This is a genomic window from Vreelandella sp. EE27 (assembly GCF_968206495.1).
This window is the reverse complement of the sequence record NZ_OZ309109.1, coordinates 2,566,326-2,586,141: the sequence shown is the minus strand read 5'-3', so window position 1 is coordinate 2,586,141 and position 19,816 is coordinate 2,566,326. Positions and strand designations below refer to the sequence as shown.

Genomic DNA, 19,816 nt, shown 5'->3' with positions numbered 1-19,816 from the left:
TGGGCGGTATGCCTGAGGCTTGGTCACAGGAGAGTTCCATGAGCATCTTTGATCACGTTCAAGACCGATTCGCCCGCACGCAGCAAGAAGAGTTGACCCTCGAGGAGTACCTCGCCCTTTGCCAGCGCGACCCCAAAATCTATGCCAGCGCCGCCGAGCGCATGCTGGAGGCGATCGGCGAGCCCGAGGTGATCGATACCGCCAAAGACCCGCGCCTTTCGCGCATTTTTTCCAATAAAGTGATCCGACGCTACCCGGCATTCGCCGAGTTTCACGGCATGGAAGAGGCCATCGAACAGATCGTGGCCTACTTTCGCCACGCAGCCCAGGGCCTCGAGGAGCGCAAGCAGATTCTCTACCTACTGGGGCCGGTGGGCGGCGGTAAATCCTCGCTTGCCGAACGCCTGAAGCTTCTCATGGAGCGCATCCCGTTTTACGCCCTCAAGGATTCGCCGGTTCACGAGTCGCCTCTGGGGCTTTTTTCGCCGGAAGAGGACGGCGAAGTGCTCGAAAAAGAGTACGGCATCCCGCCGCGCTACTTGAAAAGCGTGATGTCGCCCTGGGCGGCCAAGCGCTTGAAGGAGACCGGCGGCGATATCTCCTCGTTTCGCGTGGTGCGCCTTTATCCTTCAAGGCTCAATCAGATCGCGATCTCCAAGACCGAGCCCGGCGACGAGAACAATCAGGATATCTCCTCGCTGGTCGGCAAGGTCGATATCCGCAAGCTCGAGCTCTTCTCCCAGGACGACCCTGATGCTTACAGTTTCTCCGGCGGGCTTTGCCGCGCCAACCAGGGGGTGATGGAGTTCGTCGAAATGTTCAAGGCGCCGATCAAGGTGCTGCATCCGCTTTTGACGGCAACGCAAGAGGGTAACTACAACCCGACCGAGGGCATGGGCGCGATCCCGTTCAACGGCGTGATATTGGCCCACTCCAACGAGTCCGAGTGGCAGGCGTTTCGCAATAATCGCAACAACGAAGCGTTTCTGGACCGGGTCTATATCGTCAAGGTGCCGTACTGTTTGCGGGTCTCGGAAGAGGTGAGCATCTATCAGAAACTGCTCGAGGAGTCGTCGCTCAACCGCGCCCCCTGCGCGCCGGACACCCTGCGCATGCTGGCGCAGTTCTCGATTCTTTCAAGGCTCAAGGTGCCGGAAAACTCCAGCGTCTACTCCAAGATGCGCGTCTACGACGGTGAGAACCTCAAGGACACCGACCCGCGAGCCAAGTCGATTCAGGAGTACCGCGACGCCGCCGGCGTGGATGAGGGCATGCAAGGGCTCTCCACGCGCTTTGCCTTCAAGATTCTCTCCAAGGTGTTCAACTTCGACAGTGTTGAGGTGGCCGCCAACCCGGTGCATCTGCTTTACGTGTTGGAGCAGTCGCTGGAGCGCGAGCAGCTCCCCTCCGAGGTATTCGAGCGCTACATAGGTTTCATCAAGGAGTTTCTGGCGCCGCGCTATGTCGAGTTCATCGGCAAGGAGATCCAGACCGCGTATCTCGAATCCTATAGCGAGTACGGCCAGAATATTTTCGATCGGTACGTTACCTACGCCGACTTCTGGATTCAGGATCAGGAGTATCGTGACCCGGACACCGGCGAGCTTTTGAACCGCCAGTTGCTCAACGAAGAGCTCGAAAAGATCGAAAAACCTGCGGGTATCTCCAACCCCAAGGATTTCCGCCACGAAGTGGTCAACTTCGTGCTGCGCGCGCGGGCCCAGAACAACGGCATGAACCCGAGCTGGCAGTCCTACGAAAAGCTCAGAGGGGTGATCGAGCACAAGATGTTCGCCAACACCGAGGAGCTTCTCCCGGTGATCTCCTTCAACGCCAAGGCCTCGAAGTCGGACCAGAAAAAGCACGAAGACTTCGTCGCGCGCATGGTCGAGCGCGGTTACACCGAAAAACAGGTACGCCTGCTTTCGGAGTGGTACCTGCGGGTGCGTAAATCCCAGTAGCGGGGGCGCCCATCTCAACGCTCTGACGCTTTGGAGGTTGTATGACCTACTTTATCGACCGCAGGCCGAACGCGAAGCACAAAAGCGCCGTCAACCGGCAGCGCTTTCTGGAGCGTTATCGCCACCACATCAAACGCTCGGTGGAAGAGGCGGTCAACCGCCGCTCGATCACCGATATGGAGCGCGGCGAGAGTGTCTCCATTTCCACCAAAGACATTTCCGAGCCGGTCTTTCAGCACGGCCCCGGCGGGCGGCGCAACGTGGTATCGCCGGGCAACAAGGAGTTTTTGGAAGGCGACAAGATCCGCCGCCCGCCAGGGGGCGGTAGCGGTCAAGGGGCCGGCGAGGGCAGCCCCGGTCAGCAGGGGCAAGGCGACGACGAGTTCGCCTTTACGCTAAGCCGCGAAGAGTTTCTCGAGTTCGTGTTCGACGGCCTCGAGTTACCGCATCTAGAGCGCACGCCGCTCAAGACCATGGAAGAGATCAAGATGGTGCGCGCCGGGCTCGCCCGCGACGGCGTGCCTTCACGCATGAGCGTGACCCGCTCGATGCGCGAAGCCTACGCCCGGCGTATCGCCATGCGCGCGCCCATCAAGCGCGCCTTGCGGGAAGCCCAGGCGGCGCTTGCCGAGGAGATGGCCAAAGACACCATCTTGAGAAATCCCGCCCGTATCACCGCGCTTCAGGCCGAGATAGAGCGGCTGGAAAAGCGCATCGAGGCAGTGCCGTTCATCGACACCGTCGACCTTCGCTACCATCAGCTGGCCCCGGAGCCGCAGCCCTCGAGCCAGGCGGTGATTTTCTGCGTCATGGACGTGTCCGGGTCGATGACCCAGAACCACAAGGATATCGCCAAGCGCTTTTTCCTGCTGCTTTACCTGTTTCTGGAAAAGCACTACGAGAAGGTCGAGCTGGTGTTCGTGCGCCACCACACCGCTGCCCGGGAGGTTAGCGAAGAGGAGTTTTTCTACTCCCGGGAAACCGGCGGCACGATCGTCTCCAGCGCGCTGACGCTGGTCAACAAAATCATCCATAAGCGCTATCCACCTGGCCAGTGGAATCTCTACGTGGCTCAGGCCTCCGATGGCGACAACTGGGACGACGACTCCTCGATCTGCCGCAACATGCTGATCAATGAGCTGATGCCCCACCTTCAATACTACGCCTACGTCGAAATTACCCCGCACGAGCATCAGTCGCTGTGGCACGAGTATGAGAACGTCGCCAAACGCTTTAGCGAGCGCTTTGCCATGCGCCAGATTTTCGAAGCCGGCGACATTTATCCCGTTTTTCGCGAGCTGTTCAAGCGCCGCTCCCACGCGCAAGCGTAAGCGGCCACTCAATTGAAAAGGAGGGCGCGATGCGAGTCTCCCCCAATGCCTCCGCATCCGGTCCCATAGCGACGGGCTCGGACTGGAATTTCGACATCCTCGAGCGTTTCGACCAGGCGCTGGCCGGGCTTGCCGACGAGTACCGGCTCGACACCTACCCCAATCAGATCGAAGTGATCACCACCGAGCAGATGATGGACGCCTACGCAAGTGTGGGCATGCCGGTGGGCTATCACCACTGGTCCTTCGGCAAGCAGTTTCTGGCCGTGCAGCAGGCTTACAAGCGCGGCCAAATGGGGCTTGCCTATGAGCTCGTCATCAACGCCGACCCCTGTATCGCGTACCTGATGGAGGAGAATACGCTGATGATGCAGGTGCTGGTCATGGCCCACGCCTGCTACGGCCACAACTCGTTTTTCAAGGGCAACTATCTTTTTCGCACCTGGACCGAGGCGGACTCGATCGTCGATTACCTGGTATTCGCGCGCCGCTATATCACCCAGTGCGAAGAGCGCCACGGCACCCACGCCGTCGAGCAACTGCTCGACGCCTGCCACGCGCTACAAAATTACGGGGTGGACCGCTACAAGCGGCCATCGAAAATTTCCGCCGCCCAGGAAGCGACGCGCCAGCAGGAGCGCGAAGCCTACCTGCAAACCCAGGTCAACATGCTCTGGCGTACTATTCCTAAGCCTTTTGAGAAAACCGAGCCGCTGCCGGGTCAACTTCATGGCGAGGACGACCCGCTGGGCCTTCACGAAGGCGGGCGCTACCCGGCGGAGCCCCAGGAGAACCTGCTCTACTTCATCGAGAAGAACGCGCCGCTACTGGCGCCCTGGCAGCGCGAGGTCGTGCGTATCGTGCGCAAGCTGGCCCAGTACTTTTATCCCCAACGCCAAACCCAGGTAATGAACGAAGGCTGGGCCTGTTTTTGGCACTATACGCTGATGAACCGGCTCTATGACGATGGCCATGTGGATGAAGGGCTGATGCTCGAGTTTTTGCAGTCCCACGCGGCGGTCATCAACCAGCCGGACTTCGACAGCCCCTACTACAACGCCATCAACCCCTACGCGCTCGGGTTTGCGATTTTTCGCGATATCAAGCGCCTGTGCGACGAGCCCACTGACGAGGACAAAGCGTGGTTTCCCGATATCGCCGGCACCCCTTGGCGGGAGACGCTCGAGTTCGCCATGCGCAACTTCAAGGACGAGTCGTTCATCCAGCAGTTTTTATCGCCCAGGGTGATTCGCGACCTCAAGCTTTTTGTCATGGTGGACGACGATCAAAGCGATACGCTCGCTATCGGGGCGATCCACAACGAGCAGGGATATCGCCGTGTACGGGACGCGCTTGCCGCTCAGTACGCGCTTTCGCTACGCGAGCCCAACATACAGGTATTCGAGGCGGCGATTCGCGGCGACCGGTCGCTTACGCTGCATCACGTACAGGAGAGTCGCCGGCCGCTGGAGCGCAGCGTCTATCCGGTGATGCGTCACCTGCAAAAGCTCTGGGGCTTTCCGGTCCATCTGGTGTCCATGGACGAAGGGCGCGTGACCCATCGTTACCGTTGGCCGGTCGAGGAGACGAGCGCAGAGGAGGGCGCGCAGCCTTAGGGTCTGTCTGAAAAGTCGACGAGCGAAGACAAGACAAGGCAAAAATTGGCGAAAAAACGGAGTTTACATGTGTAAATGAGTATTTTGAGCCAATTTTTAACGCCGTATTGTCGAGCGCAGGCACTTGTCAGACAGAGCCTAGTGACTACCCCGCCGGCAGGCGGGGTAGGAAGAGATCAACCTTTTGACGTCCAGGACTGGCACCAACCATTCGGGGCGACGCTATTTTCCGGAAAGAGCTGACAGCCTTCGTTGCCTTCGGTGAAAAACATGCAGTTGGAGCACAGTTCGCCTTCGCTAAAGGACGGGTGATCGCTGGCGTTTTCGGCCTCTTCGACATAGTTGAGTGCCTGGGCCGCGGGGGCGCTCGGGTCCAAACGAGGCAGCGACTGTGCGAAAGCGGTTTTAGACATGATGCCAACACCCAGCGGCAGGGCGGCAAGGCCCAGTACGCTGTCACGCATAAACTTACGCCGGCTCTGATCGGCCATGGTGTCTCCTTGGTTGCTCGGTCTAACGGTTCACGGTCTGAAAGCGTCACGGACGAGGCGCTAAAAGGCGCTCTGATTTTCGCCGTATTATAAAGTGTTTATCTTGCGCCTACCTTAACCCATGCGTTTCACCGCGACTAATGGGTTTCACTGCGCGTGGCAATAGGCCACATTAATTGCGCCGTTTGGCGGGACGGTGGGGGCTGGTATACTCGGCAAACGTTTAGACACGCTGGATTCAAATACGTTGACCTACGAGGGCGCCATGCAAAACGCTGTCATTTTGATTAATACCGAAAAAGGCCAGGTAAAAGGCGTCGCCGAGCGGCTGGCGGAGGTCGAGGGCATCAGCGAGGTATACTCTACCTGCGGGCGCTACGACCTGGTGGCGATTGCTCGCACCCGTGACTTCGAGAGCCTGGCGGAGCTTGTGACCGAGCGCCTGAACGCGGTAGAAGGCATTAGCGATACGGAAACCCTGAACGCCATGCAGGTGCACTCGCGCCACGACCTGGAAACCATGTTCTCGCTGGGCTGGTAGTCTTCTTGCCTTGAGAAGTAGCGGCGAAGTAGTAGCGGTAAATTAGAAAAAGAAAACAGGGCAAGGTAGGGAGAAGCACGGTGGGAAAAACGCTTTCGCGCTGGGGCCGCCGGGGGCGGCGCTTTGGAGTGGCGCTGCTGTTCGTGGTGGTCGGGGGCGGGCTTTGGGAGTTCCAGGAGCGCCAGCAAGTCGGCGAGGCGGTCTGGATGGGCGCACCCACTTGGGAAGACCTGAGCCTGACCACTTTTCACCGCGTGCTGCGCAACGACGGTTTTATCGTGGGCTGGTCGGATGTACGCATCAATCCGCTATGGGTGAGCTACCAGCTGAGGGCCGTGCCGGACGATACCCGCATTGGCTCGCGGCCCAACTTTCGCGCCGACTGGCGTACGCTCTGGCCGGTCGGTACCGACAGCTATTCGGGCAGCGGCTATGACCGTGGCCACATGGCGCCCAACTACGCCATCGCCGCCGTTCACGGACGAAACGCCCAGCTCGATACCTTCCAGATGAGCAACATGAGCCCTCAGCGCCCAAAGCTGAACCGCCAACTGTGGCAGCGTTTGGAGGAGTCGGTGATGGATCACTTCGCACCACGCTTCGACTACCTGCAGGTCATTACCGGGCCGGTTTTCCCCGAGCGCTTCACCGACAACGTCTTGAACCGGGTCGGGCTCGTCGAAGTGCCCGAGGCATTCTATAAAATCATCGTAGCCCCGCATGCCAAGGCGCCGTTGGCGCTGGCCTTCATCATGCCGCAAGACGTGCGCGGCAACGAACCGCTGGCGGACTATCTGGTCACCATCGACGAGATCGAAGCACGCACCGGCCTCAACTTCTTCCCCAACCTCTCGCCACAGCTCGAAGCGGTGCTGGAGGGCGAGCTACGCACTCAAGGGTGGGCACTCGAAGAAGTGTCGAAACGGCCGGGGCGGTTTCATTAAGTGAATAGCAAAGCTTCATCATGAGTACCATCAATTATTTCTAGCGCAGTACGCCTTTCGAGGGAGCTTTTATTGCTAGCGATTATACTTGGTGAACGAATGCTGCTTGGTTAGTTATCGAGTAACCCTTTTGCCGATAGCAGGAATTGCTGCTTTTAACTTGGCTATTCATCTTTATTTCAAAGGATTGTGGCTTTCCAGGCAATATTTTTAGCTTGTTGTATTATGTGTAATATGAACGCAGGTTTTATCCTTATGCCGATTCGGGCTAACATGTTGGCTACTCCCCTCCTGTGGAAAGTGCTTTTAGTATCCCGCCTACATGCATGAATCGCCTATTTCGATACTTCTCTAGCGCTTCTTGATAGCGCTAAGGGGTTATTCTTCGGTATGGCGTGTCATTTTTTATAAAAACCACTGTAAGTCAATAGGTTTTTTAAAAGTCACTTGTATAATATATTGATTTAAATGATAAATTAATGTATTGATCAATTTTCATAGAGTTTTAGCTAAGAAAAATTATTCGAGTGCTTGGCAGATTGGGAATGTTTATAGTATTTTCCTATTTATGTAGAAGGTAAGTTATATTTAGGTTAATGCCGAAGGAGGGCAGGAAAAATCCATGAGGGATCCTGTCTCCAATAAACTCAGCTGAAAGCAGTGTTATTGCTGTCCAGGAGCATGCAATGTCCGGTGAAGTAGATCAATCAACCTTCAATGGTACTTCTCTTATTTCTGGCCTAGGAGGAGAGGCGGGGTTTGGAGAAAATATTCTTCAACCCAACGATGATCTTTCGACTGAAGCGATCGACATTACCTCAATATTTGAAGGTGGTGTGAACTTTTTCGGACGTGAATTTGATAGCCTGTGGGTGAATAACAACGGTAGCGTTACCTTCAATGGGCCACGTAGAACCTTTACACCTACGGTCATTACAGAAGAGTCTGGTAACCCGGAAATTACACCGTTTTTTGCAGATGTGGATACTCGGGCCGGTGAGGTAACACCAGTGCCTGGGGGGAATTCTACTGGATCAAACCTTGTTTATTATAGTTTTGATACCGACAACGACAGGTTTATAGTGACATGGGATGATGTTGGTTATTTTAATAATAAAACAGATAAGTTAAATTCTTTTCAACTGATACTTTCTGATCAAGGTAGCGGCGATTTTGATATAGAATTTCGTTACGAAAATATTGATTGGACTACGGGCGACGCGAGTAGTGGGAGTGATGGGCTAGGGGGGACTGCTGCACGAGCTGGCTTTACAGCAGGTACTGGCGATCCTGATGCATTTTTTGAGCTACCAGCATCGGGCGACCAAGAAGCAATTCTGGCTCTTGATGAAGTAGAAGGAAACACGGGACAGATAGGTCAATGGTTCTTCCCGGTTCGCTCTGGCGACATTGTCAGCGCTGATATCCCTCCGCTTCCGAGCCCAGCCGCTGTAGGTTCCGTATCCGGCGACCCGCATTTAATGACTCTGGATGGCGTGGGATACGATTTTCATGCTGTCGGCGAATATATTCTTTCTCGAGGCACTGAGCAACCTGGGTTTGAAATTCAAGCTCGATTTCAACCCATTGGTGAGAATGCAAGCTCGACGTCTGCTATCGCAACATCCTTGGGTGATGTGGATGTGATGATAGATGCTTCTAGTGATACTCCACTTTTTGTGAATGGTGTCGAAACCAGTGTCGAGGATTTTTCGTCACTGGACGTCGGGAATGACCGGATTTTCCGTGAAGATAATCGCTATACTTTTGTGTACGCAGGGGCAGACGAGGTGGTTAATGAGGGTGATAGCCGTCTAATCGTCGATGTGTTGAATGATCGCCTTGATTTCCAGTTGCGGTTAAATTCAGAACTTGCGGGTGAGGTCGAGGGGCTCTTGGGTGACGGTGATGGAGATCCATCCAATGATGTTGCCTTTGAGGATGGTTCTGTCCTGCAGCGGCCCTTTGTATTTGAAGAGCTCTATGGGCAGTATCGAGATGACTGGCGTGTTTCAAGCGAGGACACTAGCCTGTTTACGTATTCAGGTGAAGAAGATCTTGAAAGCTATTACGATGAAAATTATCCAAGTGAGCTCGTTAGTATCAATACTCTTGATGCTGATGTTCGTGCCGAGGCCGAACTGCTGGCTTCTGAGGCTGGTCTGACGCCTGGAACTGTTAGCTTTAACAATGCCGTGCTTGATTATGGTCTAACCGGTGATGCATCGTTCATCGATTCTGCCCTTGCCGCACCACGGGTGGATACGGAGAACCATGTTGAGGTGGCTTCACCCGAGCGCGAGCCCGAACCCGCGCCCGAGCCCGAACCCGAACCCGAACCCGAACCCGAACCCGAACCCGAACCCGAACCCGAACCCGAACCCGAACCCGTGGCATACAATGACTATATAGCTGGGCGGTTTGGCTGGTTGGTCAGCGGCAATCTATTTGCTGATAACGATAACCATCCACATATGAATGCTGATGACGACGAAATTGTTGTTACAGCAGTTGATGGGCTAGCCGTTGAGTTCGATACGGCTATCGAACTGGAGTCTGGAGCAACGGTGGTCGTGCAGGAAAATGGCGATTTTGTGTACGATCAGCGGTCGGCATTTGAAGGTTTGGCCGATGAGGAAGCCATCGATACTTTCGAGTATTCCATTGAAAATACTCAAGGCGCAGAGGCATCCGCAACAGTTTCTATCGGGCTAGGTGAGGTGATGAATAGCACCAATGTGCCAGTAATCGAGGCGCTTTATCAGGTGGCGTTTGATCGCCAAGCAGATACTAGGGGGTTGGAGTACTGGGATGGTATTCGTGAAGAAGGCAGTGGCTTATCGGATATTGCCGATTTCTTTTTCGATTCCGAGGAATATGTCAGCAAGCAAGGTGATAGCCAAAGCGACGATGTCTTTTTGGACATATTATACCAAAACGCCTTTGACCGAGAGCCAGATAGCGAAGGGCGCGAGTACTGGTCACAAGCGCTGGAATCCGAGCAGGTGAACCAGAATGAGGTCGCGGCCTACATCGCTTCGTCCGATGAAATGCAAACCAAATATCTTGCGGAAGGCTTTATCTTCGCCTGATAGCTCGCCTCTGTCAGTGGCATGACCGTTTATCCTTCCTGGGGAACCCCCGGGAGGGATAGACACTTTTTTATAATACCCGTATCGGGTTATTTAATGGGCACGCGCGCTAGTGGGTGTCTAAGTGTGTGTAGAGACAGCCTGCGCTGACAGCTGCATTTTTTATAAGTGCGCGCAAATAAACTTTTGCGCTTAATATGTCGCACGTTTATGAGCAGATCTAACTAAATAATAAAAGGGGGGCTCTTCGTCGTTTCATGTGGATTTAGCCTGATCGAACAACCGGCCTACCGGGCTGCCAATCAGGTAGATCATGGCGATGAAGTTAGCCTCGTTCCGATAGCCACGTGCGCGTGACCGAGCCGCCTGAAACAGACCGTTCATCCCTTCCAGTCTTGCGTTCGTCAGTCCCGAGTGCCAGCGCCTGACCACTGCTCCCGCGTGCCGCTCAAGTGTCGCCAGGGCCTTTCCCATCGGCTTTAGTAGTGGCTTGTCAGCAACCGCCGCTTGCATGACCTTGAGGTAGTTCGTGATGCGCCACCGAGCCGCTCTGGGCGTTGGAGCCTTCTGGATCCAGCGTAGCTTTTCCTTGATGATCCAGGCATCGGCCGTGGCGCTCTGATCGGCTACCAACGCCTGAAGCGCCGCCAACTGTTTAGGTCTCAGGTTCTCTTTGTCCAGATTTTTCAGCAGTGCCCAGCGCAGCGATTTGGGATGTTCCTGCTCGCGGCGCTCTTTCTTGCGTACCTCGTCCAGCCGCTTGGTAAAGGTCTGCACGATATGGAACCAGTCGACCGTTACCTCGGCCCTGGGAAGGTGCTCGGTGGTGCCGCCAAGGAAGGCGGGTGACATGTCGCAGACGACCTCGACCACATTGTCCGTATCGCCGCCATGGGCTGTCAGGAAGGCGTTAAATGCCTGGATGGCCTCCTTGCCGCAGCCTGGAACAGCGAAGATCACCGGTTCCTGCTTGCGCTGCATGTCGAGGAATACGGTGACGTAGTGATGGCCGCGCCGGGACGCGGTTTCGTCCACGCCGACCGTCGCCACCCTGGACAGATCCAGTTCTCCCAGCATTCGGCCCACGTAGTGATGCACGATACGCCATAGTCGTTTGTCGGAAATCTCTAACTGGCGGGAGACGGCCAGCACCGGCATCTCCTTAACCAGTGACATGGCCGCTTGCTCAAACAGCAGGGTGAAGTCGCTGCCCGGCCGCGCCCAGGGCACCTCAACGCGTTTAACGCCATGGTCAGGGCACTTCGTGCGAGGCACGCGAGCATGCAGGTAACAGTGATGCTGAAAGAAGTTCAGATGTCGCCAGGTCTTGTCGGCAAAATCGTGAGCCTGGCAGGTCTTACCGCACTCTGGGCAGGGATAGAGACTGCCTCGCTCCGCCTCGACAAAGAGATCCAGGCGGTGGGGCGATACGGAGGTGTCCAGGTGCTGGTTCTTGAGGATCCAGGGCGCTTCCAAGCCCAGGCCGAGCGCCAGAATTTGGGTGCCGTCCATGTCATACCTGCTGCCGTTGTGGAGACTATATTCTGGCTTAGCTCAGGACATGAATTCCACCCTCAGCGTCGAAGAGCCAAAAGGGGAGAGTGTTACAAAATGATGCGAACGGGACCATTAAATGGTGCCCAGGAGAGGACTTGAACCTCCACGTCCATACGGACACTAGCACCTGAAGCTAGCGCGTCTACCAATTCCGCCACCTGGGCGCATCATTTATTGCTTGTATTCGATTGGTGCCCGGGAGAGGACTTGAACCTCCACGACCATACAGTCACTAGCACCTGAAGCTAGCGCGTCTACCAATTCCGCCACCCGGGCGAATACAAACCCTTGTTTTACACCATCTGCCATCGTGAAAGGGGTTGACTCGATGTTTGATGGTGCCCAGAAGAGGACTTGAACCTCCACGTCCATACGGACACTAGCACCTGAAGCTAGCGCGTCTACCAATTCCGCCATCTGGGCAAGTGGCGCGTATGATACCGAGCCATGGTTTAAATGCAAGTGTTGCATACGGTTTTTAAGTAAAAAAAGCGCGATTGGGTACGCTGACGGTTGGGTGATTGAAGCGGCAGCGCTATACTGCACCGATGACCAAACAAACCATGAAATTTTTCAGCGCGTTTTATCTTGTAAAAACGCCTGACCGTCTCTATAGGGCGTGCTCTTGCGCGGCCTTTCTTTTTCGCCTCCCGCAAACGCCATCAAGGACGACGATCACATGAAGTACTGGACGTTAAGTGATGACCCACACGCCGAGCGTGAGGCACATAAATACGATAATCCGGCACCCAGCCGGGAGTATCTGCTCGCCGCGCTCGAAAGCTACGGCAAGCCGATCACTCACGAAAACATGAGCCGCATGCTCGGCATCGAGGATGAGGATCATCTCGAAGCGGTGCGTCGCCGCCTGGCGGCGATGGAGCGCGACGGCCAGGTGCTGCGCGACCGCCGCGGCGCCTACGCACTGATCGACAAGCTCGACCTGATCAAGGGTAAAGTGCAGGGCCACCGCGACGGCTTTGGCTTTTTGGTGCGCGACGACGGCAAAAAGCCGGATCTGCTGCTGCCCGCGCGGCAAATGCGCCGCATCTTCCATGGCGACCACGTGCTGGTACGGGTCAGCGGCCGTGATCGCCGCGGGCGCGACGAGGCGACCATTGCCGACGTCATCGCGCGCAATACCCAGACGCTGGTCGGGGTGTATCGCAGCAATACGCCGGAATTCGGCATCCTGATTCCGGAGAACCCGCGGATCACTCAGGAAGTACTGATTCCGCATACCGCAAGCGGCGGCGCGAAAGACGGCCAGGTGGTCTCGGCCAAAATCACCCAGCAGCCCGCCACCCGCGTACAGCCGGTGGGCGAGGTGGTCGAAGTGCTGGGCGAGCGCATGGACCCGGGCATGGAAATCGATATTGCCATTCGCAGCTACGAGATTCCGGCAGAGTTCCCGCCGGAGGTGATCGATCAAACCAGCACGATTTCCGCTGAGGTGCTGGAAGAGGACAAGCAGCACCGGGTCGATTTACGCGACAAGCCGTTGATCACCATCGACGACGAGTCGGCCAAGGATTTCGACGACGCGGTTTATGCGTGGAAGACCAAGTCCGGTAGCTGGAAGCTGATCGTGGCGATCGCCGACGTTTCGCATTACGTTCGTCCCGGCACCGCACTCGATGACGAAGCGCGTACGCGTGGTAACTCGGTGTACTTCCCGGGCCAGGTCGTGCCCATGTTGCCGGAGCTCCTCTCCAACGGCCTCTGTTCGCTGAACCCGCATGTCGACCGCCTGGTCATGGTCTGTGAGATGAATATCTCCAAGACCGGGGCGATCAGCCGCTACTCATTTTATGAAGCGGTGATGAACTCCCACGCGCGCATGACCTATAACAATGTTGCGGCGATGCTGGAGCCGGAAAGCGAGCAGGGCAAGGCACTGCGTGAAGAGCATAAGGGCCTCGTCAAGCCGGTCGAGGATCTTCGCGAATTGTACGGTCTGCTCAAGGAGGCCCGCGAAGCCCGCGGCGCGATCGATTTCGAGACGACCGAAACGGCGATCATCTTCAATGAAGAGCGCAAGATTGAGGAAATCGTGCCGCGCAGCCGTAACGACGCGCACAAGATGATCGAGGAGTGCATGTTGGCGGCCAACGTGGCCACCGCGCGCTTTCTGGACAAGCACGACCTGCCGGCGCTTTACCGGATTCACGAACGCCCCACGCCGGAGCGGCTGGAAAAGCTGCGCCTGTTCCTGAGCGAGCTGGGCCTCTCGGTGGGCGGTGGCGACGAGCCCACGCCCCAGGATTATCAGGCACTCAGAGAGGCGATCAGTGACCGCCCGGATGCCGATATCATCCAGACCGTGATGCTGCGCTCGATGAACCAGGCGGTGTACTCGCCGCAAAACGAGGGGCATTTCGGCCTCGCGTATCAGGCCTACGCTCACTTTACCTCGCCGATCCGCCGCTATCCGGATCTGCTGGTGCATCGCGCGATTCGTTCGGTGATTCGTGGGCCGCGCCAGACCAATACCGTAGTGCGCGTCGAAGGCGCACCGGTCGAGCCGCCCAGCAAGTGGTGCCCCTATACGTTCGAGCAGATGCTCGAGCTCGGCGAGCACTGCTCGATGACCGAACGTCGGGCCGACGAAGCCACCCGCGATGTGGAGAGCTGGCTCAAATGCGAGTTCATGTCCGACAAGCTCGGCGAAACCTTCGACGGTACCATCGCCTCGGTCACCCAATTCGGGCTGTTCGTGCGTCTGGATACCTTCTACGTCGAAGGGCTGGTCCACGTCACTTCGCTGCCTTCGGACTACTACCATTACGAGGCCGAAAAGCATCGCCTGAAAGGCGAGCGCACCGGCACGACCTACCGGCTGGGCGATGGACTGTCCGTGCAGGTCGCTCGGGTGGACATGGATGATCGCAAGATCGACTTTGGCCTCACCGATGAGAAGCCGCGCCCGCGTCGCCAGCCGCGCAAGCGCCCGGGTAAGGGCGCCGAGGCGTCGTCAGCGTCGGATAAGCCTGCGAAATCCGATAAGCCGGATAAGCCGCGCCGTCAGCCGGCCAAGCGTAGCGCCGCGGGCAAGCCCGAAACAAAGGCCGAGGAGCCCACCACGCGAAGCGGACCCAAGCGCTCGCGCAGGGCGCCCAAGAAACCATCGTTGGATAAGGAATAAGCATGAAGTCAGCATCCCGGCGTGGCGCGCGCAGCGCCGTTCAGGTGCCTGAAGGCCTTGAGCAGGTGTACGGCGTTCACGCGCTTGAAAGCTTGCTGGAGCGGGGCGAAGCCCCGCGCGAGCTTTGGGTGCAGCAGGGCGCGGGTAGGCGCCTTGACGTGCTTGTCGAGCGTGCTCGAGCAGGGGGCGCGCGGCTCAAGGAGCAGCCCAGGGAAATACTCGACCAGGTGACCAGTGGCGCTGCCCACCAGGGCGTGGTCGCGTTTTGCCCGCCGCTCACCGCAGAGGGCGAAGAGTCGCTATGGCTAAAGCTGCGCGCCTGGCAGGCCCCTTCGCCGCCGCTTCTACTGGTGCTCGATGGCGTGACCGACGTGCATAACTTCGGTGCCTGCTTGCGCAGTGCCGATGCGGCCGGCGCCCACGGTGTGATCGTCGCCAAGGATAACGCCGCCCCGCTCAACGCCACGGTGCGTAAGGTAGCTTGTGGCGCGGCGGAGGTCGTGCCGGTCTACCAGGTCACCAACCTGGCGCGTACGCTTGCCAAGCTCAAGGAGTTTGGCGTTTGGGTGACCGGTACCGCCGGTGAGGCCGACGCGGCGGTTTACGACATCGATTTCAAGGGCCCCACCGCGCTGGTTATGGGGGCCGAGGGCAAGGGCATGCGCCGGTTGACCCGGGAAAGCTGTGACCATTTGGTCAAGCTCCCCATGGCCGGTCAGGTCTCCAGTCTCAATGTGTCGGTGGCCGCGGGTATCTTTCTATTCGAGGCGGTTCGCCAGCGCCAGCTTGCAAGTTGACCCTAACCCCCCTAAAATGCGCTCGCCCGTTTATTTGCCGCGGGCGCTATGAGGCGTATGCCTCTCAAAACGACAGTTCTGCTTGATGCCATGAATCGAGACGCCGTTTTAAGCGGCGTTTCAGACAGGCATTTCAGTTAACTCCTTGCTTCCCTGTCACGGCCGCTATGGCGGGCGCGCATCGGAAGCTGTCAAACCGCAAGGAGATTCCATGCGTCATTACGAAATCGTGTTTATGGTCCACCCGGATCAGAGCGAGCAAGTGCCGGCTATGGTCGAGCGCTACACCAGCATCGTGACCGAAAGCTCGGGCACCGTGCATCGCCTTGAAGATTGGGGCCGTCGTCACCTGGCTTACCCGATCAACAAGATCCACAAAGCTCACTACGTGCTGATGAACGTTGAGTGCACCGGCGAAACGCTGGAAGAGATCGAAAACATCTTCCGTTTCAACGATGCCATCATCCGCAGCCTCGTTGTTCGCTGCAAAGAAGCGGTCACCGAAGCATCGCCGATGATGAAACCGGCAGAAGAGAAGCGCCCGCGTCGTGAAGATAAGCCGCGTAACGACGACGCTGACGCCGACTCTGAAACAGAAACCGAAGAAACTGCCTAAGTTTCTCCACCGCACGTTTTAAAGGAGCTCATCCATGGCACGTTTTTTCCGTCGCCGTAAGTTTTGCCGCTTCACCGCTGAAGGCGTCAAGCAGATCGACTACAAAGATCTGGACACGTTGAAGGCTTACATCACCGAAACCGGCAAGATCGTTCCGAGCCGTATTACCGGCACAAAAGCACGCTACCAGCGCCAGCTGGCGACCGCTATCAAGCGTTCGCGCTACCTGGCACTACTGCCCTATTCCGATAGCCACCAATAAGCGCTTGACGTAATGCTGGTACTGGCACGTTGGCTGATGCAGAAAACGCCCTATGCCGTTGGCGTAGCGGCGCTTGCATCCCTGGTGCCCTGGCTCTTTTGGATCGGGGCCGCCGTTGCCGCTTTGGTGACTCTGCGCCGCGGGTTTGCACCGGCGCTGCCGGTTATTTTGGCTGCCGCCATTCCCGCCGGTTTCTGGTGGGTACAGGGCGACGTCATCCCGCTGGCAAGCGTGCTGCTGACCACGCTGATGGCCGTCATTCTGCGCGAGCGGATGCGGTGGAGCGAAGCCCTGATCGTAGGCACGCTGGCTGCAGCCTTTATGGTGCAGTTAGGGGTCTTCAGCCCGCCGGGCGGGTCAGAGCTGATGCTCGAGCAGCTAAGAGAGAGCTCGGCTGATATCGACAACATGCTCAACGAGTTCGCACGCCAGGGGTACGATACCCGGGCGCTGGCCGCCATGGTGGTCGGCGGTGTGACAGGGTTGATCGTTTTGTTGGTGTCGGTGGCCTGTTTGGCCCTGGGGCGTAGCGCGCAGGCCGGGCTTTATAATCCCGGCGGCTTTCGTGAAGAGTTTCACGCGCTGCGCCTGTCCCCTAAGGAGTTCGTGCTGTTGGCGATTCTTGGCGTGGTGGGGCTTTTGCTGGGCGGCGAGGCGATCCTGATCGTTGGTTGGGTGCCGCTGTTAGTGGCCGGTATTGCGCTAGTGCATTGGTTTATTGGATTAAAGGGGATGAACGGGCTGTGGCTGGCGGTATTTTATATACTGCTGATCACAACCTTGCCCACGATTCTCATTGTGCTGCTGTTGGGGCTGATCGATACTTTCGCGAACGTTCGCGCACGCCTTACCCGCAGCAATTGACTAGAGGTTTACGAGATGGAAGTCATTCTGCTCGACAAGATTGGTAAGCTGGGCGGCTTGGGTGACAAGGTCACTGTAAAGCCCGGTTACGGCCGTAACTACCTGGTACCTTACGGCCTGGCCGTACCGGCTACCAAGGAAAACGTAGAAGCGTTTGACGCGCAGCGTGCCGAGCTCGAAGCTCAAGCCGCTGAGCGTAAAGCAGAAGCCGAAGCACGCGCGGAGCAGCTCAACGACATCGAACTGTCGCTGGTCTCCAAAGCGGGTGATGAAGGCAAACTGTTCGGCTCGATCGGTCCGCGCGATCTGGCCGATGCGATCTCCTCTGCTGGCATCGACGTTGCCAAGAGCGAAGTTCGCATGCCGCTGGGCCCGATTCGTCAAACCGGCGAATACGACATTGCCCTGCATCTGCATGCCGAAGTCGACGCATCGGTTCGCGTTGTGGTGGTTGCCGAGTAACGCTCGCGCATCCATCGACGCCGAAAAGGGCGCGGGTTCTCCCGCGCCCTTTGTTGTTTAAGCCCCTTAAAACCGTTCAGACTCTTTGAAATGGTCGAGGGCGAAGCTGAGCCGACTTTGCAAGGCGTGCGGCGTCTTGCAAAGCCGCCTCGAAGGCCGTTTAACGCACGCCAGACGTTGAACGGTTCGATTGAGTAAGATAGTGGCCGCCAGGCCACGCATATCGCGCTATTGAAAGGAGCCCGCGATGGAGGAGTCCTCCACGGACCAGGAAACCGCCGCGCTCAAGTTGCCTCCGCACTCGCTCGAAGCCGAGCAGTCGGTGCTGGGCGGACTGATGCTCGACAACCAGGCCTGGGACAACGTCTCGGAACGCTTGGCGGCGGATGACTTTTACCGCTATGAGCATCGCCTGGTGTTCAACGTCATGATCCACCTGGCCGAAGCCGGCCAGCCGCTTGACGTGGTAACGCTTTCCGAGGCGCTGGAAGCCCGCGACCAGCTCGACACCGTCGGCGGGCTGGGCTTTCTGGCCGAGTTGGCCCGAAACACGCCGTCGGCGAGCAATATTCGCGCCTACGCCGATATCGTGCGCGAGCGCGCCACGCTCAGAAAGCTGATTCGCGCGGCCAACCAAATTGCCGATGGCGCCTTCTCGCCCCAGGGCCGCCCGGCGGACGAGCTTTTGAACGAAGCCGAACGGCTGGTGTTCCAGATTGCCGAGGAGCGGCCGAAAACCGGTGGCCCCATTGGCATGAGCGAGCTGTTGACCAAGGCCGTCGACCGTATCGACGAGCTTTTCAACATGAAGGGTGAAATGACCGGGCTCTCGTCGGGGTTTCGCGACCTGGACGAAATGACCTCGGGCTGGCAGCCTTCGGATTTGGTGATCATCGCCGGGCGCCCCTCCATGGGTAAGACGACCTTCGCCATGAATTTGGTAGAGCACGCGGTGATCTCCAGCGACAAGCCGGTGATGGTGTTCTCCATGGAGATGCCCGCGGAGTCGCTGATGCTACGTATGCTCTCGTCGCTTGGCCGTATCGACCAAACCCGGGTGCGCTCGGGCCAGCTCGAGGACGAGGATTGGCCGCGGCTGACCTCGGCGGTCAATCTATTGAAGGACAAGCAGCTTTTCATCGACGACACCGCCGCGCTTTCACCCAACGAGATGCGCTCGCGCCTGCGCCGGATCGTACGGGAGCACGGCAATATGTCCTTGATCATGATCGACTATCTGCAGCTCATGCAGATTCCCGGGTTTTCCGAAAACCGGACCGGCGAGATCTCGGAAATCTCCCGCTCGCTCAAGGGGTTGGCAAAAGAATTCGGCTGCCCGGTGGTCGCGCTCTCCCAGCTCAACCGCTCGTTGGAGCAGCGTCCCAACAAGCGTCCGGTCATGTCGGATTTGCGCGAATCCGGGGCCATCGAGCAGGATGCGGACGTCATCGCCTTCGTTTACCGCGATGAGGTGTACAACCCGGACAACCCGGACAACCAAGGCATTGCCGAGCTCATCATCGGCAAGCAGCGTAACGGGCCGATTGGTACGGTACACATGGCCTTTATCGGCAAGTACACCCGGTTCGAGGACCTGGCGCCGGACAGCTATGGGCAAGCGTTTGGCGAATAACTTGAGCCCCGGAGGCCAGGCCGTATAATGCCGCCCCCTGGTTTCAAGTCGAAACGTTTTACTAAAAGTTTAAAGACCGCCGATATAAAAGCCGGTCGTTAAATTCAGATGTTGAAAAACAGATGTCAGCAACACAGGAGTAGCAGCATGGCGGGTGGTGGTTTCAAGCGGGGTAACCGCAAACGTCTTCCCAAGCTGGAAGGGCGCGGGGAGCTCGAGTCCCTCGAACGCGAAGGTCCTTTCAAGGAGTGGCTGGGCATGCCGGATCTTTACCGCTACTACCTGGTGGTGAACGGCGAATCCTTTAGCTATCAAACCGAAGATGGCGAACTGCCCGTGGTCGTAGGCGATAAGGTCGTGTTCCGCTACAAGGAAACCAAAGGCGGCAACTGGATCGACCGTAATTCCCTGGGGAAGGCGATCGATCCTTCGCAGTACCAGTAGCGCAGTACCCGTAAAAGGCCGTGGGTTGCGTTTGACCATTCGGTCAGGAACTCTTTTGTT

16 protein-coding genes and 3 tRNA genes are annotated in these 19,816 nt (G+C 57.5%); 14 read left to right on the top strand and 5 right to left on the bottom strand.

Going from position 1 to position 19,816, the window contains the following annotated elements; translation table 11 throughout:
• The first annotated feature begins 38 nt into the window (after positions 1 to 38).
• From ACWHVV_RS12190 to ACWHVV_RS12180, 3 genes are read left to right on the top strand one after another with little or no spacing between them, the layout of a single operon-like run.
• On the top strand, positions 39 to 1,961 hold the full coding sequence (locus ACWHVV_RS12190) for a PrkA family serine protein kinase (protein WP_447926476.1): 1,923 nt from the start codon (positions 39 to 41) through the stop codon (positions 1,959 to 1,961).
• A gap of 41 nt (positions 1,962 to 2,002) precedes the next feature.
• Positions 2,003 to 3,292 carry a YeaH/YhbH family protein gene (locus tag ACWHVV_RS12185; protein ID WP_447926475.1) on the top strand — a complete coding sequence of 430 codons (1,290 nt, stop codon included), beginning with the start codon at positions 2,003 to 2,005 and terminating at the stop codon, positions 3,290 to 3,292.
• A 29-nt stretch (positions 3,293 to 3,321) separates the two neighbouring features.
• Positions 3,322 to 4,908 (top strand): SpoVR family protein, encoded by a 1,587-nt coding sequence (locus ACWHVV_RS12180; protein WP_447926474.1) that lies wholly within the window; start codon positions 3,322 to 3,324, stop codon positions 4,906 to 4,908.
• A gap of 176 nt (positions 4,909 to 5,084) precedes the next feature.
• Here ACWHVV_RS12180 and ACWHVV_RS12175 read toward each other — a convergent pair whose 3' ends face one another.
• A complete protein-coding gene (locus ACWHVV_RS12175; RefSeq protein ID WP_447529322.1) occupies positions 5,085 to 5,399 on the bottom strand; it encodes a high-potential iron-sulfur protein in 315 nt (104 codons plus the stop codon).
• Positions 5,400 to 5,664: 265 nt separating this feature from the next.
• On the opposite strand from ACWHVV_RS12175, the gene ACWHVV_RS12170 reads away from it, so the two are divergent.
• The 3 genes from ACWHVV_RS12170 to ACWHVV_RS12160 all read left to right on the top strand — a co-directional run bounded on the left by ACWHVV_RS12170 (position 5,665) and on the right by ACWHVV_RS12160 (position 9,976).
• Positions 5,665 to 5,940 (top strand): Lrp/AsnC family transcriptional regulator, encoded by a 276-nt coding sequence (locus ACWHVV_RS12170; protein ID WP_252107234.1) that lies wholly within the window; start codon positions 5,665 to 5,667, stop codon positions 5,938 to 5,940.
• An 80-nt stretch (positions 5,941 to 6,020) separates the two neighbouring features.
• Entirely contained in the window at positions 6,021 to 6,884 is an 864-nt protein-coding gene (locus tag ACWHVV_RS12165; RefSeq protein WP_447926473.1) for a DNA/RNA non-specific endonuclease, read from the top strand.
• Positions 6,885 to 7,570: 686 nt separating this feature from the next.
• Complete coding sequence (locus ACWHVV_RS12160) at positions 7,571 to 9,976, top strand: nidogen-like domain-containing protein (RefSeq protein WP_447926472.1); 2,406 nt, start codon at positions 7,571 to 7,573, stop codon at positions 9,974 to 9,976.
• 255 nt (positions 9,977 to 10,231) lie between these two features.
• On the opposite strand, the gene ACWHVV_RS12155 is transcribed toward ACWHVV_RS12160, so the two are convergent.
• The 4 genes from ACWHVV_RS12155 to ACWHVV_RS12140 all read right to left on the bottom strand — a co-directional run bounded on the left by ACWHVV_RS12155 (position 10,232) and on the right by ACWHVV_RS12140 (position 11,956).
• Positions 10,232 to 11,488 (bottom strand): ISL3 family transposase, encoded by a 1,257-nt coding sequence (locus tag ACWHVV_RS12155; protein ID WP_447926471.1) that lies wholly within the window; start codon positions 11,486 to 11,488, stop codon positions 10,232 to 10,234.
• Positions 11,489 to 11,610: 122 nt separating this feature from the next.
• Positions 11,611 to 11,697, bottom strand: a tRNA-Leu gene (locus ACWHVV_RS12150).
• A 25-nt stretch (positions 11,698 to 11,722) separates the two neighbouring features.
• Positions 11,723 to 11,809 (bottom strand) — tRNA-Leu (locus tag ACWHVV_RS12145).
• Positions 11,810 to 11,869: 60 nt separating this feature from the next.
• Positions 11,870 to 11,956: transfer RNA gene (locus tag ACWHVV_RS12140), tRNA-Leu, on the bottom strand.
• A gap of 256 nt (positions 11,957 to 12,212) precedes the next feature.
• Between ACWHVV_RS12140 and rnr the strand changes: the two genes are divergently transcribed.
• The 8 genes from rnr to ACWHVV_RS12100 all read left to right on the top strand — a co-directional run bounded on the left by rnr (position 12,213) and on the right by ACWHVV_RS12100 (position 19,756).
• Positions 12,213 to 14,678, top strand: a complete 2,466-nt coding sequence (rnr, locus tag ACWHVV_RS12135; protein ID WP_447926470.1) for a ribonuclease R — start codon at positions 12,213 to 12,215, stop codon at positions 14,676 to 14,678.
• A gap of 2 nt (positions 14,679 to 14,680) precedes the next feature.
• A complete protein-coding gene (rlmB, locus tag ACWHVV_RS12130) occupies positions 14,681 to 15,475 on the top strand; it encodes a 23S rRNA (guanosine(2251)-2'-O)-methyltransferase RlmB (RefSeq protein WP_447926469.1) in 795 nt (264 codons plus the stop codon).
• A gap of 211 nt (positions 15,476 to 15,686) precedes the next feature.
• Complete coding sequence (gene rpsF, locus ACWHVV_RS12125; RefSeq protein WP_447529318.1) at positions 15,687 to 16,091, top strand: 30S ribosomal protein S6; 405 nt, start codon at positions 15,687 to 15,689, stop codon at positions 16,089 to 16,091.
• Positions 16,092 to 16,125: 34 nt separating this feature from the next.
• A complete protein-coding gene (gene rpsR / locus ACWHVV_RS12120) occupies positions 16,126 to 16,353 on the top strand; it encodes a 30S ribosomal protein S18 (protein ID WP_009097135.1) in 228 nt (75 codons plus the stop codon).
• A gap of 12 nt (positions 16,354 to 16,365) precedes the next feature.
• Positions 16,366 to 17,217 (top strand): hypothetical protein, encoded by an 852-nt coding sequence (locus ACWHVV_RS12115; protein ID WP_447926468.1) that lies wholly within the window; start codon positions 16,366 to 16,368, stop codon positions 17,215 to 17,217.
• A gap of 15 nt (positions 17,218 to 17,232) precedes the next feature.
• Complete coding sequence (gene rplI, locus ACWHVV_RS12110; protein WP_447893804.1) at positions 17,233 to 17,679, top strand: 50S ribosomal protein L9; 447 nt, start codon at positions 17,233 to 17,235, stop codon at positions 17,677 to 17,679.
• Positions 17,680 to 17,926: 247 nt separating this feature from the next.
• Positions 17,927 to 19,312 (top strand): replicative DNA helicase, encoded by a 1,386-nt coding sequence (dnaB, locus tag ACWHVV_RS12105; RefSeq protein ID WP_447529315.1) that lies wholly within the window; start codon positions 17,927 to 17,929, stop codon positions 19,310 to 19,312.
• Between the two features lie 147 nt (positions 19,313 to 19,459).
• Positions 19,460 to 19,756 carry a hypothetical protein gene (locus ACWHVV_RS12100; RefSeq protein ID WP_447529314.1) on the top strand — a complete coding sequence of 99 codons (297 nt, stop codon included), beginning with the start codon at positions 19,460 to 19,462 and terminating at the stop codon, positions 19,754 to 19,756.
• The last annotated feature ends 60 nt before the right edge of the window (positions 19,757 to 19,816 follow it).

Bases quoted from the DNA above. Each gene is read 5' to 3' on its own strand.
- ACWHVV_RS12190 (WP_447926476.1), top strand. From the start codon at position 39: ATGAGCATCTTTGATCACGTTCAAGACCGATTCGCCCGCACGCAGCAA.
- ACWHVV_RS12185 (WP_447926475.1), top strand. From the start codon at position 2,003: ATGACCTACTTTATCGACCGCAGGCCGAACGCGAAGCACAAAAGCGCC.
- ACWHVV_RS12180 (WP_447926474.1), top strand. From the start codon at position 3,322: ATGCGAGTCTCCCCCAATGCCTCCGCATCCGGTCCCATAGCGACGGGC.
- ACWHVV_RS12175 (WP_447529322.1), bottom strand. From the start codon at position 5,399: ATGGCCGATCAGAGCCGGCGTAAGTTTATGCGTGACAGCGTACTGGGC.
- ACWHVV_RS12170 (WP_252107234.1), top strand. From the start codon at position 5,665: ATGCAAAACGCTGTCATTTTGATTAATACCGAAAAAGGCCAGGTAAAA.
- ACWHVV_RS12160 (WP_447926472.1), top strand. From the start codon at position 7,571: ATGTCCGGTGAAGTAGATCAATCAACCTTCAATGGTACTTCTCTTATT.
- ACWHVV_RS12155 (WP_447926471.1), bottom strand. From the start codon at position 11,488: ATGGACGGCACCCAAATTCTGGCGCTCGGCCTGGGCTTGGAAGCGCCC.
- rnr (WP_447926470.1), top strand. From the start codon at position 12,213: ATGAAGTACTGGACGTTAAGTGATGACCCACACGCCGAGCGTGAGGCA.
- rlmB (WP_447926469.1), top strand. From the start codon at position 14,681: ATGAAGTCAGCATCCCGGCGTGGCGCGCGCAGCGCCGTTCAGGTGCCT.
- rpsF (WP_447529318.1), top strand. From the start codon at position 15,687: ATGCGTCATTACGAAATCGTGTTTATGGTCCACCCGGATCAGAGCGAG.
- rpsR (WP_009097135.1), top strand. From the start codon at position 16,126: ATGGCACGTTTTTTCCGTCGCCGTAAGTTTTGCCGCTTCACCGCTGAA.
- ACWHVV_RS12115 (WP_447926468.1), top strand. From the start codon at position 16,366: ATGCTGGTACTGGCACGTTGGCTGATGCAGAAAACGCCCTATGCCGTT.
- rplI (WP_447893804.1), top strand. From the start codon at position 17,233: ATGGAAGTCATTCTGCTCGACAAGATTGGTAAGCTGGGCGGCTTGGGT.
- dnaB (WP_447529315.1), top strand. From the start codon at position 17,927: ATGGAGGAGTCCTCCACGGACCAGGAAACCGCCGCGCTCAAGTTGCCT.
- ACWHVV_RS12100 (WP_447529314.1), top strand. From the start codon at position 19,460: ATGGCGGGTGGTGGTTTCAAGCGGGGTAACCGCAAACGTCTTCCCAAG.